This is a genomic window from Pseudomonas sp. JR33AA, assembly GCF_021378985.1.
GTDB classification, from domain to species: domain Bacteria; phylum Pseudomonadota; class Gammaproteobacteria; order Pseudomonadales; family Pseudomonadaceae; genus Aquipseudomonas; species Aquipseudomonas alloputida.
The window spans coordinates 32175-47340 of record NZ_JAJSAW010000008.1 but is presented as its reverse complement, the minus strand read 5'-3'; the positions used below and the strand labels follow the sequence as shown (position 1 = coordinate 47340).

Annotated in this window: 13 protein-coding genes; 2 read left to right on the top strand and 11 right to left on the bottom strand. The window is 60.7% G+C overall.

The window, feature by feature from the left end; translation table 11 throughout:
- Positions 1-61: 61 nt before the first annotated feature.
- Together folB and folK are read left to right on the top strand one after the other, a co-directional pair.
- The gene (gene folB, locus LVS58_RS14775) at positions 62-418 is read left to right on the top strand and encodes a dihydroneopterin aldolase (RefSeq protein ID WP_004576188.1); all 357 of its coding nucleotides are present in this window, start codon (positions 62-64) and stop codon (positions 416-418) included.
- On the top strand, positions 409-918 hold the full coding sequence (gene folK, locus LVS58_RS14770) for a 2-amino-4-hydroxy-6-hydroxymethyldihydropteridine diphosphokinase (RefSeq protein ID WP_010951738.1): 510 nt from the start codon (positions 409-411) through the stop codon (positions 916-918). The genes folB and folK overlap by 10 nt, the downstream gene beginning before the upstream one ends.
- Before the next feature lie 182 nt (positions 919-1100).
- Here folK and LVS58_RS14765 read toward each other — a convergent pair whose 3' ends face one another.
- From LVS58_RS14765 to LVS58_RS14715, 11 genes are all read right to left on the bottom strand, one after another.
- Positions 1101-2207, bottom strand: coding sequence for a multifunctional CCA addition/repair protein (locus LVS58_RS14765; RefSeq protein ID WP_233691701.1), 1107 nt, complete (start codon positions 2205-2207; stop codon positions 1101-1103).
- 55 nt (positions 2208-2262) lie between these two features.
- Positions 2263-3831 (bottom strand): SpoVR family protein, encoded by a 1569-nt coding sequence (locus tag LVS58_RS14760; RefSeq protein ID WP_233691700.1) that lies wholly within the window; start codon positions 3829-3831, stop codon positions 2263-2265.
- Positions 3828-5099: a YeaH/YhbH family protein gene (locus LVS58_RS14755; protein ID WP_003255564.1), complete on the bottom strand. Its 1272-nt coding sequence runs from the start codon at positions 5097-5099 to the stop codon at positions 3828-3830. Before LVS58_RS14755 ends, LVS58_RS14760 begins: the two co-directional genes overlap by 4 nt.
- Before the next feature lie 155 nt (positions 5100-5254).
- The gene (locus tag LVS58_RS14750) at positions 5255-7177 is read right to left on the bottom strand and encodes a PrkA family serine protein kinase (RefSeq protein WP_104960674.1); all 1923 of its coding nucleotides are present in this window, start codon (positions 7175-7177) and stop codon (positions 5255-5257) included.
- A gap of 284 nt (positions 7178-7461) precedes the next feature.
- Entirely contained in the window at positions 7462-7794 is a 333-nt protein-coding gene (gene glpE / locus LVS58_RS14745) for a thiosulfate sulfurtransferase GlpE (protein WP_233691699.1), read from the bottom strand.
- 14 nt (positions 7795-7808) lie between these two features.
- Positions 7809-8675 (bottom strand): symmetrical bis(5'-nucleosyl)-tetraphosphatase, encoded by an 867-nt coding sequence (locus LVS58_RS14740; protein WP_233691698.1) that lies wholly within the window; start codon positions 8673-8675, stop codon positions 7809-7811.
- The gene (apaG, locus tag LVS58_RS14735; RefSeq protein WP_003255559.1) at positions 8675-9055 is read right to left on the bottom strand and encodes a Co2+/Mg2+ efflux protein ApaG; all 381 of its coding nucleotides are present in this window, start codon (positions 9053-9055) and stop codon (positions 8675-8677) included. Before apaG ends, LVS58_RS14740 begins: the two co-directional genes overlap by 1 nt.
- A 195-nt stretch (positions 9056-9250) precedes the next feature.
- Complete coding sequence (gene rsmA, locus LVS58_RS14730; protein WP_233691697.1) at positions 9251-10054, bottom strand: 16S rRNA (adenine(1518)-N(6)/adenine(1519)-N(6))-dimethyltransferase RsmA; 804 nt, start codon at positions 10052-10054, stop codon at positions 9251-9253.
- The gene (pdxA, locus tag LVS58_RS14725; protein ID WP_233691696.1) at positions 10051-11040 is read right to left on the bottom strand and encodes a 4-hydroxythreonine-4-phosphate dehydrogenase PdxA; all 990 of its coding nucleotides are present in this window, start codon (positions 11038-11040) and stop codon (positions 10051-10053) included. The genes rsmA and pdxA overlap by 4 nt, the downstream gene beginning before the upstream one ends.
- The gene (gene surA / locus LVS58_RS14720) at positions 11037-12356 is read right to left on the bottom strand and encodes a peptidylprolyl isomerase SurA (RefSeq protein ID WP_442796464.1); all 1320 of its coding nucleotides are present in this window, start codon (positions 12354-12356) and stop codon (positions 11037-11039) included. Before surA ends, pdxA begins: the two co-directional genes overlap by 4 nt.
- The gene (locus LVS58_RS14715; protein WP_233691694.1) at positions 12337-15135 is read right to left on the bottom strand and encodes an LPS-assembly protein LptD; all 2799 of its coding nucleotides are present in this window, start codon (positions 15133-15135) and stop codon (positions 12337-12339) included. The genes surA and LVS58_RS14715 overlap by 20 nt, the downstream gene beginning before the upstream one ends.
- Between the last annotated feature and the right edge of the window lie 31 nt (positions 15136-15166).

The following is a 15166-nucleotide window of genomic DNA, read 5'->3' as shown; positions in this document are numbered from 1 at the left end:
GGCGAGGACGCCCTGATTCTAACGGCGCCAGTCGCCCTTGTCGTGCTGTGGAGAGAAGTGCTTGGACAGAGTGTTCATCGAAGGCCTGGAAGTCGATACCGTTATCGGTGCCTATGACTGGGAGCGGGATATTCGCCAGTGCTTGCGCCTGGACCTGAGCTTTGCCTGGGACAACCGCCCGGCCGCCGCCGGAGACGACCTGAACCTGGCCCTGGATTACGCCAGTGTCTCGGCGCGCATCCAGGCGTTTGCCGAACAGGCCCGTTTCGAGCTGGTTGAAACATTTGCCGAACGCCTTGTGGCAACCCTGATGGACGAGTTCCACATCCCTTGGGTGCGCCTGAAGCTCACCAAGCCGGGCGCGGTGCCGGCGGCCCGTGGTGGTGTAGGCGTGGAGATCGAGCGCGGATGTCTTTGAGCACGGTTTACCTGGGCCTGGGCAGCAATATCGACCGTGAGGCGCATTTGTGCGCCGGGCTCGATGCGTTGGCTGGCATCCTGACCGACATGCGCTGTTCGCCGGCATTCGAAAGCCAGGCGGTGGGCATCAAGAGCGGGCCGTTCATCAACTTCGTGGTGACTGGGCAAACCGCATTGCCGTTGATCGAGCTGGACCGCCGGCTGAAATTCATCGAGGCCGACAATGGCCGCTATGCACCTGACCGCAAAGGGTTGCCGCTGGATATCGACGTGCTGATGTATGACGATTTGCACGGTACCTTCGATGGGTTGGTATTGCCCCGTGCCGAGATTTTGAAGAACGCTTTTGTGCTGTGGCCACTGTCGTTGCTGGCACCCGACCTGGTGCATCCGGGGGTGGGCAAGTGCATGGCGCAGCTGTGGCAGGAAGCGCAGATCGATCAGGTATTGGCCCCGGTCGCCTTTGAGTGGCGCGGGTTGCAGTTGACGCCCGCTTAAGCCTGTATCGGCCTCTTCGCGGGTAAACCCGCTCCTACGACAGCCTGTGCGTGTGTAGGAGCGGGTTCACCCGCGAATACGGTGGCGGCTGCGGCGGTGAACAGCGGGGGAAATTGGCCAGCAGGCCCGGCCCATTCGCGGGTAAACCCGCTCCTACAATTTCGCCGCGAAGGCCGGTAGGTCTAACCGCGCTGGTACGCTTCGAGCGCTTTCAGCCGTTCACCCTTGAGTGCTTCGCCCAGTGCCGGCCCCGTCAGCCCGGCTTGCACCAACGGCTTCACATCCACCGCTCGCGCCGCCGCTGCTGCGCCTCGCAGGTAATCAGCCTGTGGGTAACCCTGCTCGCCATCGCCCAGCGCCGCCATCTCGCAAACGACCAAAAAATCCTCAAATCGCTGCGGCCGTCGGTAAACATCGAATTTCTGCAACAGCTCCAGCAGGGCCGTGGCAGGCAGTTCGAGCGCCTGATTGCCCTGCACCAGGCATTCCCCTGTCAGCATGGCCAGTTCCTGGCAATCACGCGGGGCCTTCAAACGCTGGTTGAGGGCTTTGATCGATGTCGGGGCCAACCCCCGCAACAGGCAGGCCCAGCGCACGTGCAGTGGTTGTTCGTGCTCCGCTGCCTGCTCCAGCGCCGCCAGTGTCCGGGCGCTGTCATCGAGCTCAGGCAGCAGCTCCTGCAGAGCCCCGCACGCGTTCAGCACCTGGAAGAACACCTGCGGTTGCACTTCCATCAGCGCGCGCTCGATTTCCTTCCAGCTGCGCTCGGCAGTGAGTGCCTGCAGTTCGCCCGAGGCGCTGATCTGGCGCATTAGCGCCAAGGTGTCATCGGCAACCCGGAACCCCAGTGATGCGTAACGGGCAGCAAAACGTGCAACACGCAGCACGCGCAAAGGATCTTCGGCGAACGCCGGGGAAACATGGCGTAGCAGGCGGTTATCCAGATCTTGCTTGCCTTGATAGGGGTCGTATACCGTGCCTGCCTCATCCTCGGCCATCGCATTGATGGTGAGGTCGCGGCGAATCAGGTCCTCTTCCAGGGTCACGTCAGGGCTGGCGTGAAAAGTGAACCCGCCGTAGCCTCGCCCACTCTTGCGCTCGGTACGCGCCAGGGCGTATTCCTCACCGGTTTTCGGGTGCAGGAACACCGGGAAATCGGCACCCACCGGCCGATAGCCCTTGGCGAGCATTTCTTCGACGGTGGCGCCCACCACCAGCCAGTCGATGTCGCTGACAGGGCGGCCGAGCAAACGGTCGCGCACGGCGCCGCCAACTTTGTAGATGTGCATGTGCAGCTCTCCATAACTGCCGACAGGATAACCCGTCGGCGGTCATGGGGTCGCATCAGAGGTGGTGGATAACGGCCAGGTCCATGCGACCGTAATCGGCGCTTTCGCCATGCTCGCCGCGCGGCGGCATGTGGTGAGTGCTCATCACTTGCTCGCCCTGCACGGTCTCCAGGTGGATATCGAAGCCCCACAGGCGATGCAGGTGCTTGAGCACTTCCTCGGTCGAGTCGCCCAGCGGTTTGCGGTTGTGCTGCTGGTGTCGCAGGGTCAGCGAGCGGTCGCCGCGGCGGTCGACACTCCAGATTTGTACGTTCGGTTCACGGTTGCCCAGGTTGTACTGCGCTGCCAGCTGCTCCCGAATCACCCGGTAGCCGGCCTCATCATGGATGGCGGGCACCAGCAGGTCGTCGCGCTGGTCGTCATCGAGGATGCTGAACAACTTCAGGTCGCGCATCACCTTGGGCGACAGGTACTGCAGGATGAAGCTCTCGTCCTTGAAGCTGCTCATGGCAAACTTGATGGTAGAAAGCCAGTCGCTGCCGGCAATGTCGGGGAACCAGTGGCGATCTTCTTCGGTGGGGTGTTCGCACATGCGGCGGATATCGGTGTACATCGCAAAGCCCAGCGCGTAGGGGTTGATGCCGCTGTAGTACGGGCTGTCAAAGCCGGGCTGAAACACCACGCTGGTGTGCGACTGCAAGAACTCCATCATGAAGCCTTCGGTAATCAGCCCCTCGTCGTAGAGGTCGTTCATCAGGGTGTAGTGCCAGAAGGTTGCCCAGCCTTCGTTCATGACCTGGGTCTGGCGTTGCGGGTAGAAGTACTGGGCGATCTTGCGCACGATGCGCACTACCTCACGCTGCCAGGGTTCCAGCAGCGGGGCGTTCTTCTCGATGAAATACAGGATGTTTTCCTGCGGTTCGGCGGGGAAGCGCCCCTCATCGCGGTCGTTACCCTTTTCGGTGTTTTTCGGGATTGTCCGCCAAAGGTCGTTGATCTGACGCTGAAGGTGCTCTTCGCGCTCCTGTTGCCGGCGCCGCTCTTCTTCCGCAGAAATAGGGTAAGGCCGCTTGTAGCGGTCGACACCGTAGTTCATCAGGGCGTGGCAGGAGTCGATCAAGTCCTCCACAGCATCGATGCCGTGGCGCTCTTCGCACTGGGCGATGTACTGCTTGGCGAACACTAGGTAGTCGATGATCGAACTGGCGTCAGTCCAGGTGCGGAACAGGTAATTGCCTTTGAAAAAACTGTTATGGCCGTAGCAGGCGTGCGCAATCACCAGTGCCTGCATGCACATGGTGTTTTCTTCCATCAGGTAGGCGATACAAGGGTCGGAGTTGATCACGATCTCGTAGGCCAGGCCCATCTGGCCGCGGCTGTAGGACTTTTCTGTACTGAGGAACTGCTTGCCGTAGGACCAGTGGTGGTAGCCCAGCGGCATGCCGACCGAGGCGTAGGCGTCCATCATCTGCTCGGCAGTGATGACCTCTATCTGGTTGGGGTAGGTGTCCAGGGCGTAACGCTCGGCCAGGCGGCTGATTTCCCGGTCGTAGGTCTGAATCAGCTCGAACGTCCACTCGGACCCAGTGGAAATAGGTTGGCGTCTCTGTGCTCTGGCGGTCATGTGGCTAACCTGCGCTGGAAGAGTTCACGGAAGACCGGGTAGATGTCGCCGGCCGATACCAACTGCTGCTGGGCGAAGGTGTCGGGGAACGCATCTCCGATACGCTCGTATTCATACCACAGCGCCTGGTGTTCACGGGGGGTGATCTCAACGTAAGTGTAGTACTGCACATGCGGCATGATCTGTTTGGAGAGGATGTCGCGGCAGATGGGCGAGTCGTCGTTCCAGTTGTCGCCATCAGAAGCCTGCGCGGCATAGATGTTCCAGTCGCTGGCCGGGTAGCGCTCGGCCATGATCTCCTGCATCAGCTTGAGGGCACTGGAGACGATGGTGCCGCCGGTTTCCCGCGAATAGAAGAACTCTTCCTCATCGACTTCGCGGGCGCTGGTGTGATGGCGAATGAACACGACTTCGATGCGCTCGTAGTTACGCTTGAGGAACAGGTACAGCAGGATGAAGAAGCGCTTTGCGATGTCCTTGGTGGCCTGGGTCATCGAGCCGGATACGTCCATCAGGCAGAACATCACTGCCTTGGAGCTGGGGTTGGGTTGCTTGACCAGCAGGTTGTACTTGAGGTCGAAGGTGTCGAGGAAGGGCAGGCGGTTGATACGTGCCTTCAGCCGCTCGATTTCCTGTTCGACTTCCTGGATGTCGGTGAAATTGTCCGGCTCTTCGACCCGCAGGCGATCGAGTTCCTTTTGTGCTTCGCGCAGCAGGGCGCGGCTGCTGCCGGTCAGGGCGATACGCCGGGCATGGGCCGAGCGCAGGGTGCGCACGATGTTGATGCGTGACGGGTTGCCTTCGTTGGCGATGCCGGCGCGAACAGTCTTGAAGGTATCGGCGCCAGTCAGGTGACGTTTGACCAGGTTGGGCAGCTCAAGGTCTTCGAACATGAATTCGAGAAATTCTTCCTGGGTGATCTGGAAGACGAATTCGTCCATGCCCTCGCCGGAATTGCCGGCCTTGCCGCGACCGCCACCACCTCCACCGCCTTGCGGCCGTGGGATGTGTTCACCGGCAGTGAATTCTTTGTTGCCAGGATGCACGATGGTCTGTTTGCCCCCGCGACCATGATGCAAGACGGGTTCGTCGATGTCGCGACCGGGAATACTGATTTGCTCGCCGTGTTCCATATCCATGATGGAACGGCGGCTCACCGCCTCTTCGACGGCCTTCTTGATATGTTCGCGGTACCGCCGCAGGAAGCGCTGGCGGTTGACCGTGCTCTTGTTCTTGCCGTTCAGGCGTCGGTCTATAACGTAGCTCATGGTCCCTCCGGTGACTGGATGCAGCTGCAACCCACAAGCTGCAAGCCACAAGCTTCAAGCTGCAAGAAAGAACAGCCACCGCCGCTGCAAGCTGTGACGCGGGCAGCAATGCCAACGCCAGGCAGCTTGCAGCTTGCGGCTCGTAGCTTGCCGCTTTATTGCGATTTCCTGACCCGCAGGTACCATTCCGACAGCAGGCGCACCTGTTTGTCGGTATAGCCACGCTCCACCATCCGGGTGACGAAGTCGTTGTGTTTCTTCTGGTCCTCTTTGCTGGCCTTGGCGTTGAAGCTGATGACCGGCAGCAGGTCTTCGGTGTTGGAGAACATTTTCTTCTCGATCACGACCCGCAGCTTTTCATAACTCAGCCAGCTTGGATTCTTGCCATTGTTGTTGGCGCGTGCGCGCAGTACGAAGTTGACGATCTCGTTGCGGAAGTCTTTCGGGTTGCTGATGCCAGCCGGTTTCTCGATCTTCTCCAGTTCCTCGTTGAGCGCAATGCGGTTGAGAATTTCGCCGGTTTCCGGGTCGCGGTATTCCTGATCCTGGATCCAGAAGTCTGCATACAACACGTAGCGGTCGAAGATGTTCTGGCCGTATTCGCTGTAGGACTCCAGGTAGGCGGTCTGGATTTCCTTGCCGATGAACTCGATGTAGCGCGGTGCCAGGTATTCCTTCAGGTAGCGCAGATAGCGTTCGCGCACTTCAGCCGGGAATTGTTCCTGTTCGATCTGCTGCTCGAGGACATACAGCAGGTGCACCGGGTTGGCGGCAATTTCGTGTGGGTCGAAGTTGAACACCTTGGACAGGATCTTGAAGGCGAAGCGAGTGGACAGGCCGTTCATGCCTTCGTCGACACCCGCAGAGTCCCGGTATTCCTGGATCGACTTGGCCTTTGGATCGGTGTCCTTGAGGTTTTCCCCATCGTAAACGCGCATCTTGGAATAGATGTTGGAGTTCTCTGGCTCTTTCAGGCGTGAAAGCACAGTGAACTGAGCCAGCATCTTGAGCGTATCTGGCGCACAGTGGGCCTTGGACAGCGAACTGTTGATCAGCAGTTTGTCGTAGATCTTTATTTCATCGCTGACCCGCAGGCAGTACGGCACCTTGACGATATAGATCCTGTCGATGAACGCTTCGTTGTTCTTGTTGTTACGGAAGGTGTGCCACTCCGATTCGTTGGAGTGCGCCAGCAGAATGCCGGTATAGGGAATCGCCCCAAGGCCTTCAGTACTGTTGTAGTTGCCTTCCTGGGTGGCGGTGAGCAAGGGGTGCAGGACCTTGATTGGCGCCTTGAACATTTCGACGAATTCCATCAGGCCTTGGTTGGCCCGGCACAGCGCGCCCGAGTAGCTATAAGCATCGGCGTCGTTCTGTGGGTATTCCTCGAGTTTGCGGATATCGACCTTGCCGACCAGGGCCGAGATGTCCTGGTTGTTTTCATCGCCGGGTTCGGTCTTGGCAATGGCGATCTGGTTAAGAATCGACGGGTACAGCTTCACCACCTTGAACTTGGAGATGTCACCGCCAAATTCCTGCAGGCGCTTGGTGGCCCAAGGCGACATGATGGTATTGAGGTAGCGCCGTGGGATGCCGAACTCTTCCTCGAGAATGGCCCCGTCTTCGGTGGCATTGAACAAGCCCAAAGGTGACTCGAATACCGGCGAGCCCTTGATCGCGTAGAACGGCACCTTTTCCATCAGCTGCTTGAGTTTTTCCGCCAGCGACGACTTGCCGCCGCCTACCGGGCCCAGCAGGTAAAGGATCTGTTTCTTCTCTTCCAGGCCTTGGGCGGCGTGGCGGAAGTACGACACGATCTGATCGATGCACTCTTCCATGCCATGGAAGTCGGCAAAGGCCGGATAGCGACGGATAACCTTGTTGGAGAAGATTCGCGACAGCCTGGAGTTGGTAGAGGTGTCGATCAGTTCTGGCTCACCGATGGCCAGCAACAGCCGTTCGGCCGCCGATGCGTAGGCACTGCGATCCTCTTTGCACAGCTCGAGGTACTCCTGCAGCGAGAGTTCTTCCTGGCGCGTAGACTCGAAACGTTGTTGGAAGTGGCTAAAAATACTCATGACGTCACCTCGCTCGATACGTGGAGACGACGCCGGATCAGTCAGCTGATGCTGGCATGCAACCGGGTTGGCCGATTGCTGTATACCCCCCAGAACACCCTGTAACGCTACCGATGACCCGCACGCCGGTGTACCGGCTCTCCCCTTTTTTGGATGGCCTGAGCTTAAGCGTAGTTGGTTATCTGCAAGGTCAAGGGGCGAGGAGGGCAGAAGTTACGAACGACCGTTCGTCAGATAAGCCGCAAGCCCGCATGGGGCGCGGGCTGCAGGAAAAATGAAAAAAATTATTCAGTGCTGCCTTGGGCAGTCTCGGTCGGGTAGGTCGCACGCCACAGTTCGAAGCCGCCGTCCACGCTGTACACGTCGGAGAAACCCTGGCCTACCAGGTAGGCGGCAGCGCTTTGGCTGGAATTGCCGTGATAGCAGACCACCAGGGTTGGCGCGTCGAGGTCGGCGTTGCGGATGAAATCGGCGACCGAGTGGTTATCCAGGTGCCGGGCGCCGGTGATGTGGCCGGCGGCGAAGGCCTGCGGGTCACGAATGTCGACGACGACCGCACCTTCTTTCTTGCGAAGCTCCAAGGCCTGCTCAGGAGGGATGCGCTTGAATTCGCTCATGGGTACTACTTCCTTCAGGTGTGGTCGTTGAGTGTAGTGGGTTGTGCCGGCTGGCGCAGGGTGCCGTCGTCGGCGCAGTCGCAGCGGTGGTATTCACCGCTGTCGACGTTGTACAGGGTCATGGCGCCGCCCCACACGCAGCCAGTGTCCAGGGCGATGACATCGGGCTCGGTGACCTCACCCTGCAGTGCGGCCCAATGGCCAAAGATGATCTTCACATGGCGTGAACGACGGTCCTTGTGCGCGTACCAGGCTTTGTAGCCTTTGGGCGCGCTACCCAGGCCTTCCTTGCTCTTGAGGTCGAGTTTGCCATCGGCTGTGCAGAAGCGCATGCGGGTGAAGTAGTTGGTGATGACCCGCAGGCGGTCGACGCCGGCGAGGTTCTTGCTCCACTTGTTCGGCTCGTTGCCATACATACCGTCGAGATACAGCTGCAGGCGGGTGTCGTCACGCAGCACTTCCTCGACCTCGGCGGCGAGCTCCAGGGCTTTGCCAAGGGTCCATTGTGGCGGTATGCCGGCATGCACCAGGGCGATGCCGCGGGGCTCGTCGTAATGCAGCAGTTTTTGCTGGCGCAGCCAGTCGAACAGCTGGTCGGCGTCCGGCGCTTCGATGATCTCGCGCAGTGTGTCGCTTTTCTTGAGGCGCTCGACGTTGTGCCAGGCGGCCAGCAGGTGCAGATCATGGTTGCCCAGCACGCAGACCAGCGAATGACGGATCGAGTACAGAAAGCGCAGGGTTTCCAGCGACTCGGGGCCGCGGTTGACCAGGTCGCCGACCAGCCACAGGCGGTCGACGGCGGGGTTGAAACTGACACGATCAAGCAGGCATTTGAGTGGCTGCAGGCAGCCCTGCAGGTCACCGACCGCGTAGGTGGCCATCAGTGCAGCGCTCCGGGCACTGCCAGCCGGAAGGGGGCAATCTCGGCGTCGAAGCGCTTACCGTCTTCGGCGAACATCTGGTAGCTGCCCTGCATGGTGCCAACACGGGTGCTGATGACGGCGCCACTGCTGTAGGTGTGGCTCTGGCCAGGGTCGATGTTGGGTTGCTGGCCGACCACACCGGCGCCGCGTACTTCCTCAACCTCGCCGTCACCGTTGGTGATAAGCCAGTGGCGCGACAGCAACTTGGCGCTGAGCGAGCCGTTGTTCTGCACGGTAATGGTGTAGGCGAAAGCGAAGCGACTGTTTTCGGGGTCGGATTGTTCTTTCAGGTAGCGGGTCACGACGCTGACGTCGATTTGATAGCGGGGGTCGGACATGCAAGGGCCTTGGGCGAACTGACGCAATAATGCAGTCTAGGCCATTGGGAGGGGGGAGGGCCAGCGGTGATAGGGCTTGGGGGGAGTTGTCTGTGCCGACCTCTTCGCGGGTAAACCCGCTCCTACAAGGGGTCGCACAGGATTTGAGGGTTGTGCGATCCCTTGTCGCCCGCGAAGAGGCCGGAACGGGCTAAATCAGGCTGGTTGCTGATCAGCCAGTTGGTCAGCCAGGCGAACGAAGGCTGCCAGGTCGAGCTGTTCAGGGCGCAGGCTGCCATCAACGCCGGCAGCCTCGATGGCGGCGCTGTCCAGCAGGCCTTTCATGGTGTTGCGCAGCGTCTTGCGGCGCTGGTTGAACGCTTCGCGAACGACACGCTCAAGCAGCAGGTGGTCCTTGGCCGGGAACGGCAGCACTTCGTGCGGCACCAGGCGGACGATCGCCGAATCCACTTTCGGGGGTGGGTTGAAGGCCCCGGGGCCGACATTGAACAGGTGCTCCACGCGGCAGTGGTACTGCACCATGATCGACAAGCGCCCCCAGTCACCGCCGCCAGGGCCGGCGGCCATGCGCTCGACCACTTCCTTCTGCAGCATGAAATGCATGTCGCGGATCAGCCCGGCGTGGCTGAGCAGGTGGAAGATAAGCGGGGTGGAGATGTTGTAGGGCAGGTTGCCAACCACCTTGAGGCTGCGCGGCGGCACGCCCAGCTGGTTGAAGTCGAACTTTAGGGCGTCACCCTGGTGCAGGCGGAAGTTGCTGCGATCGGCGAACTTGTGCTGAAGGATCGGCACCAGGTCTTTGTCCAGCTCCACCACGTCCAGCTGTGCGCCACTGCCCAGCAGGCCTTCGGTCAGGGCGCCCTGGCCCGGGCCGATTTCCAGCAGGTGTTCGCCGGCCTTGGCGTTGATGGCACGCAGGATGCGGTCGATGATACCGGCGTCGTGCAGGAAGTTCTGGCCGAAGCGCTTGCGCGCCCGGTGTTGGTATTGCTCGTTCATGGTCGGTTCTCGGCCATCTGGTAGGCGGTTTCCAGTGCGACGCGCAGGCTGCCGGTGTCGACTTTGCCAGTGCCGGCCAGGTCCAGGGCGGTGCCGTGGTCAACCGACGTGCGGATGATCGGCAGGCCCAGGGTCACGTTCACTGCAGCGCCGAAACCTTTGTACTTGAGTACGGGAAGGCCCTGGTCATGGTACATCGCCAGCACCGCATCGCAGTGCTCCAGATATTTGGGGGTAAACAGGGTATCGGCCGGCAGCGGCCCGCGCAGGTCCATGCCTTCGGTGCGCAGACGGGCCAGGGTCGGCTCGATGATGTCGATTTCTTCGCGGCCCAGGTGGCCGCCCTCGCCCGCGTGCGGGTTGAGGCCGCACACGAGGATACGCGGGTTGGCAATGCCAAACTTGTCGCGCATGTCGGCATGCAGGATACGGGTTACACGTTCGACGCGCTCTGCAGTGATAGCGTCGGCAACATCACGCAGTGGCAGGTGTGTGGTCACCAGGGCCACACGCAGGCCGCGGGTGGCCAGCATCATTACCACTTGCGCGGTGCGGGTCAGTTCGGCAAGGAATTCGGTATGCCCGGAAAAGGCGATACCGCTTTCGTTGATCACACCCTTGTGCACCGGGGCCGTGATCATTCCGGCGAAGTGCCCGTCCAGGCAGCCTTGCCCGGCGCGGGTCAGGGTTGCCAGCACGAACGCTGCGTTGGCCTTGTCGAGCTGGCCTGGTACCACCGGGGCCGCCAGAGGGGTATCCCAGACGTACAGGCTACCTGCGGGGGCCGGGCGGTCAGGCCATTGGCCCGGGGCTACCGGCAGCAGGCTGACGGCCAGCCCCAGCTGCGTGGCCCGCTCGGCGAGCAGGTCACGGCTGGTGATGGCGATCAGGGGGTGGGGCTGGGCGTCTGCCGCGAGCAGCAGGCACAGGTCGGGGCCTATGCCGGCCGGCTCGCCGGGGGTGACGGCGAAGCGCAGGGGCTTCACTGGGCGGCCTGGTCAGCGCCAGGCAGCTTGATTTCAACGTAGGCTTCGTCGCGGATCTGGCGTAGCCAGGTTTGCAGCTCTTCGTCGTACTTGCGGTTGCGCAGTACGCTCAGGGCCTGCTGTTCGCGAGCCTGCTCGGTGCTGTCGGTGGCGCGGCGGCCCAGCACTTCCAGGACGTGCCAGCCGTACTGGGTCTTGAACGGTTTGGTCACTACGCCTTGCTGGGCATTGGCCATCTGTTCACGGAACTCCGGTACCAGGCTGTTCGGGTCGACCCAGTTGAGGTCGCCGCCGTTGAGTGCCGAGCCTGGGTCTTCCGAGAAGCTCTTGGCCAGTTCGCCGAAGTCTTCGCCGCTCTTGATCCGATCATACAGGCGCTCGGCCAGCTGCTTGGTGGCCGCCTCGCTGCGGATCTCGCTTGGCTTGATCAGGATGTGGCGTACATGCACTTCGTCACGCAGCACGTTCTCGCTGCCACCGCGCTTCTCCTCGAGCTTGAGGATGATGAAGCCGTTGGGGATGCGAATAGGCTGGGTTATTTCGCCCACCGGCATGCTGCTGAGCATCTTGGCGAAGTCGGGTGGCAGCTGACCGGCTTTACGCCAGCCCATCTCGCCGCCCTCCAGGGCGTTTTCGCTGGCCGAGTTGGCAATCGCCATCTGGCCGAAGTCGGCACCCTGGCGCAGTTGCTGGTACACGTCACCGACCTTGCGCGCAGCCTTCTGGATATCGTCCGAGTTGGCGGCTTCCGGGGTCGGGATGAGGATGTTGGCCAGGCGGTACTCTTCCGACATCTGCATCTTGCCCAGGTCCGAGGCCAGGAAGTTCTTCACTTCCTGCTCGGACACCTGAATGCGTTCGGCAACGCGGCGTTGGCGCACGCGGCTGATGATCATCTCGCGCTTGACCTGCTCGCGAGCGTCGTCGAACGACAGGCCGTCACGGGCCAGCGCCGCGCGGAACTGGTCCAGCGACATACCATTGCGCTGGGCAATGGTGCCAATGGCCTGGTTCAGCTCTTCGTCGGTGATGCGGATGCCAGAGCGCTCGCCGATCTGCAACTGCAGGTTCTCGACGATCAGGCGTTCCAGTACCTGCTGTTCAAGGGCGCTGGTCGGCGGCACGCCGCCGCCGCGCTTGGCGATGGTTTGCTGGACCTCATGGACACGCTGGTCCAGCTGGCTTTGCATGACCACGTCGTTGTCGACGATAGCCACTACGCGATCAAGAGGTTGCACCGCGGCATGCACCGCGCCACTCAGCAAAGCGACGCCCAGCAACACTGGGCGCAGACGATCAATAAGCTTGGTCTTCACGTTCACGGTAACCTTGAATGCCTTGGTCGAGGAAAGACTCGACCTTGTTGCCAACTACGCCGCCGAGGCCTTTCAGGACGATCTGAAGGAAGACACCGTGGTCGCCTTTTTCGTTCTGCGGAAGGGCCTGGCTGAAATCGTCGTAGTCGATCCAGTAACGGTTGATCAGGCGCAGCTTCCAGCAGCAGTTGTCGTATTCGAAACCACCCATGGCTTCCAGGGTACGGTTGCGGTTGTAGTCATGCTGCCAGCGAGCGATAACGTTCCACTGCGGCACAATCGGCCAGATGACCGAGAAATCGTGCTGCTGGATCTTGTAGTAATCCTTGATGTAGTTCGGATCGCCCGGGGTGCCATAGCTACCACCCTCTGTCCATTTTCCGGTCGTTGAGTCGTAGGCAATGGTGTCATTGCGGTAGCGATAACCGAGGTTGACCACCTTGTTCGGGTTGTCTTCAGGCTGGTAATGGAACATCGCGCTGCCCGAGCGGGTGCTGCGGCTGTCCGGGTCCCAGTTGAAGTCCGAATTGAAGCGCCAGTCGCGATTGAAGTAGTAGTTGTACAGCAGCGCGTATGGCGAAACATGAGCCTTGGAGGAGTCACGAGTACGGTAGTCGATGCCTGGCAGCTGAACCTTGCGGTCCTTGAAGTATAGCGCTTGGCCGATGCTGAAGTTCTGGCGCTCGAAGCCGTTTTCTTCGATCCAGCGGGTGGTCGCGCCCAGCGACAGCTTGTTCTCGTCGCCGACGCGGTCGGTGCCGCTGAAACGGTTATCGCGGAATAGCGAGTCGTAGCTGAAGAGGGTCTCACCCGTATCGAACAGCGGGATATCCTTTTGGTCCTTGTACGGGACGTAGAGGTAGAACATGCGTGGTTCGAGAGTTTGGCGATAGTTGTTGCCGAACATCGAGGTGCTGCGGTCGAAGTACAGGCCACTGTCCACGCTGAAGATCGGGATATCACGGTTCAGCGTACTGCTATAGCTGCCATATGCTGGATCTGCCGACTGTGTGATTGCTTCGGCCTTGCCCTTGCTATCGAGGTCAAGATCGTAGTGGGTATACGCGTACTTTAACTTTGGTGTGACGAAGCCATAGCTGGCATTCATTGGCAGACTGATCGATGGTGCCACGTTCAGACGAGTACCGTTGGCGCGGGCAATGCCGGTGACGTTCTCATCCAAGCGGCGACCTTCTTCCCCGGCAGAAGAGTCCGGATTACCATCTTTGTCGCGGACGAAATCGTCCTTCAGGTCACGATCAAAACGAACAGCCTCAGTCTCGTACCCAAGGTTCAAACCGCCAGGTTGGAACGGCAGCGTACCGTTCAGGGTCAGCTGCGGCAGGCGATCATACGGCGTGATCTGCGAGATGGTAGCCATCTCGTAGGCATGCACATTCAACCGCGCGGTGTAGCTGTCGCCTCGGTAGGTCAACGCACCCTGCTGGTTCAGCAGGTCGCGGCTTTCCACGCCAATCTGGTCGGTTTCCAGGTCCTGGAAGTAGAACGGGTCGCTGATGTCGGTGTAGTCCACCTCGGTCATCAGGCGTTCGTCCAGGCCACCCTTGTGCTGCCAGTTGACCATCCAGCGCTGATCTTTGTAATCCGTCTGATCTTTGCGGTCGTCGTTCTTGTCGTTCAGGTAGGCGCCACCGAACTGGCCTTCGCTGGAAGGCGTCAGGTAGCGGAACTCGCCTTCCATCAGCAGGCCGCGCTTGGCCATGTAACGCGGGTACAACGTGGCGTCGTAGTTGGGCGCCAGGTTGAAATAGTACGGCGTGACCAGCATGAAGCCGGTGTCGCTGCTGGTGCTGAACGAGGGCGGCAGGAAACCGGACTGGCGACGGTCGTCAATCGGGAAGTAGATGTACGGTGTATAGAACACCGGGAAATCCTTGACCCGTAGCGTAACGTTGGTCGCGGTACCGAAACCGGTGGCCGGGTTCAGGGTGATGTTGTTGCCCTTCAGCTGCCAGGCGTTGCTGCCCGGTTCGCAGGTGGTGTACGTACCGTCCTTGAGGCGGATGATGGCGTTTTCGCCACGCTTGGCGTACAGGGCACTGCCGCGTATGTGCGACTTGTGCATCACGTATTCGGCGTTGTCGACCTGGGCTTCGCCAGTGTCGAGCTGGATCTGAGCCTCGTCACCGACCACCAGCGAACCGTTGTCACGGATCTTGACGTTGCCCTTGAGCTCGCCACGGTTTTCGGCCTGGTAGAGGTTGGCCTCGTCGGCTTCGGCCTGCATGCTGCCCTGGCGCATCACCACGTCACCGGCGAGGGTAGCGATCTGCTGCTCCTGCTGGTACTTGGATACCTTGGCGTTGATGTAGGTCGGCGACTCGTCCTTCGGCGTGGTGTCGGCCATACCCGGGCGGGTTGGCTCGATATACGCGCCACCGCAGTACGGGCCGGTTTCAGCCAGCTGCGCGGCGGTGAGCTTTTCACGCGGAACCCAGTCCAGGTGGCTGTAGTCTTCGCTGCGCGACTTCAGCCCACGGCCCTTGGCCTCGGTAACCAGCACGGGCCGGTCCGCAGTTTCGGCTTCGCCTGCCGCTTCGGTACCGGAGCTGACGGCTGCACCTTCGTGCACCGGGCGCGGCGGCAAGTTGTTGACTGGGGTTTTGGGCTTGCAGTCCCAACCACCGGCGGCGGACACTTGGCAGTCGAACTGTTCGGCTGCCACTACGTATGAGGTGGCCAGAGGTTGCAGGGCCAGCAGACCGCCGGTTACCAGCAACGGAAACTTTCTACGAAACGCGGGGGATTTCAATGCCATCTTATTAGTCCGGGCTTCCTGCGTGCCATCT

Coding starts and splice junctions, on each gene's coding strand:
- folK (WP_010951738.1), top strand. CDS start 409: ATGTCTTTGAGCACGGTTTACCTGGGCCTGGGCAGCAATATCGACCGT.
- LVS58_RS14765 (WP_233691701.1), bottom strand. CDS start 2,207: ATGCACATCTACAAAGTTGGCGGCGCCGTGCGCGACCGTTTGCTCGGC.
- LVS58_RS14760 (WP_233691700.1), bottom strand. CDS start 3,831: ATGACCGCCAGAGCACAGAGACGCCAACCTATTTCCACTGGGTCCGAG.
- LVS58_RS14755 (WP_003255564.1), bottom strand. CDS start 5,099: ATGAGCTACGTTATAGACCGACGCCTGAACGGCAAGAACAAGAGCACG.
- LVS58_RS14750 (WP_104960674.1), bottom strand. CDS start 7,177: ATGAGTATTTTTAGCCACTTCCAACAACGTTTCGAGTCTACGCGCCAG.
- glpE (WP_233691699.1), bottom strand. CDS start 7,794: ATGAGCGAATTCAAGCGCATCCCTCCTGAGCAGGCCTTGGAGCTTCGC.
- LVS58_RS14740 (WP_233691698.1), bottom strand. CDS start 8,675: ATGGCCACCTACGCGGTCGGTGACCTGCAGGGCTGCCTGCAGCCACTC.
- apaG (WP_003255559.1), bottom strand. CDS start 9,055: ATGTCCGACCCCCGCTATCAAATCGACGTCAGCGTCGTGACCCGCTAC.
- rsmA (WP_233691697.1), bottom strand. CDS start 10,054: ATGAACGAGCAATACCAACACCGGGCGCGCAAGCGCTTCGGCCAGAAC.
- LVS58_RS14715 (WP_233691694.1), bottom strand. CDS start 15,135: ATGGCATTGAAATCCCCCGCGTTTCGTAGAAAGTTTCCGTTGCTGGTA.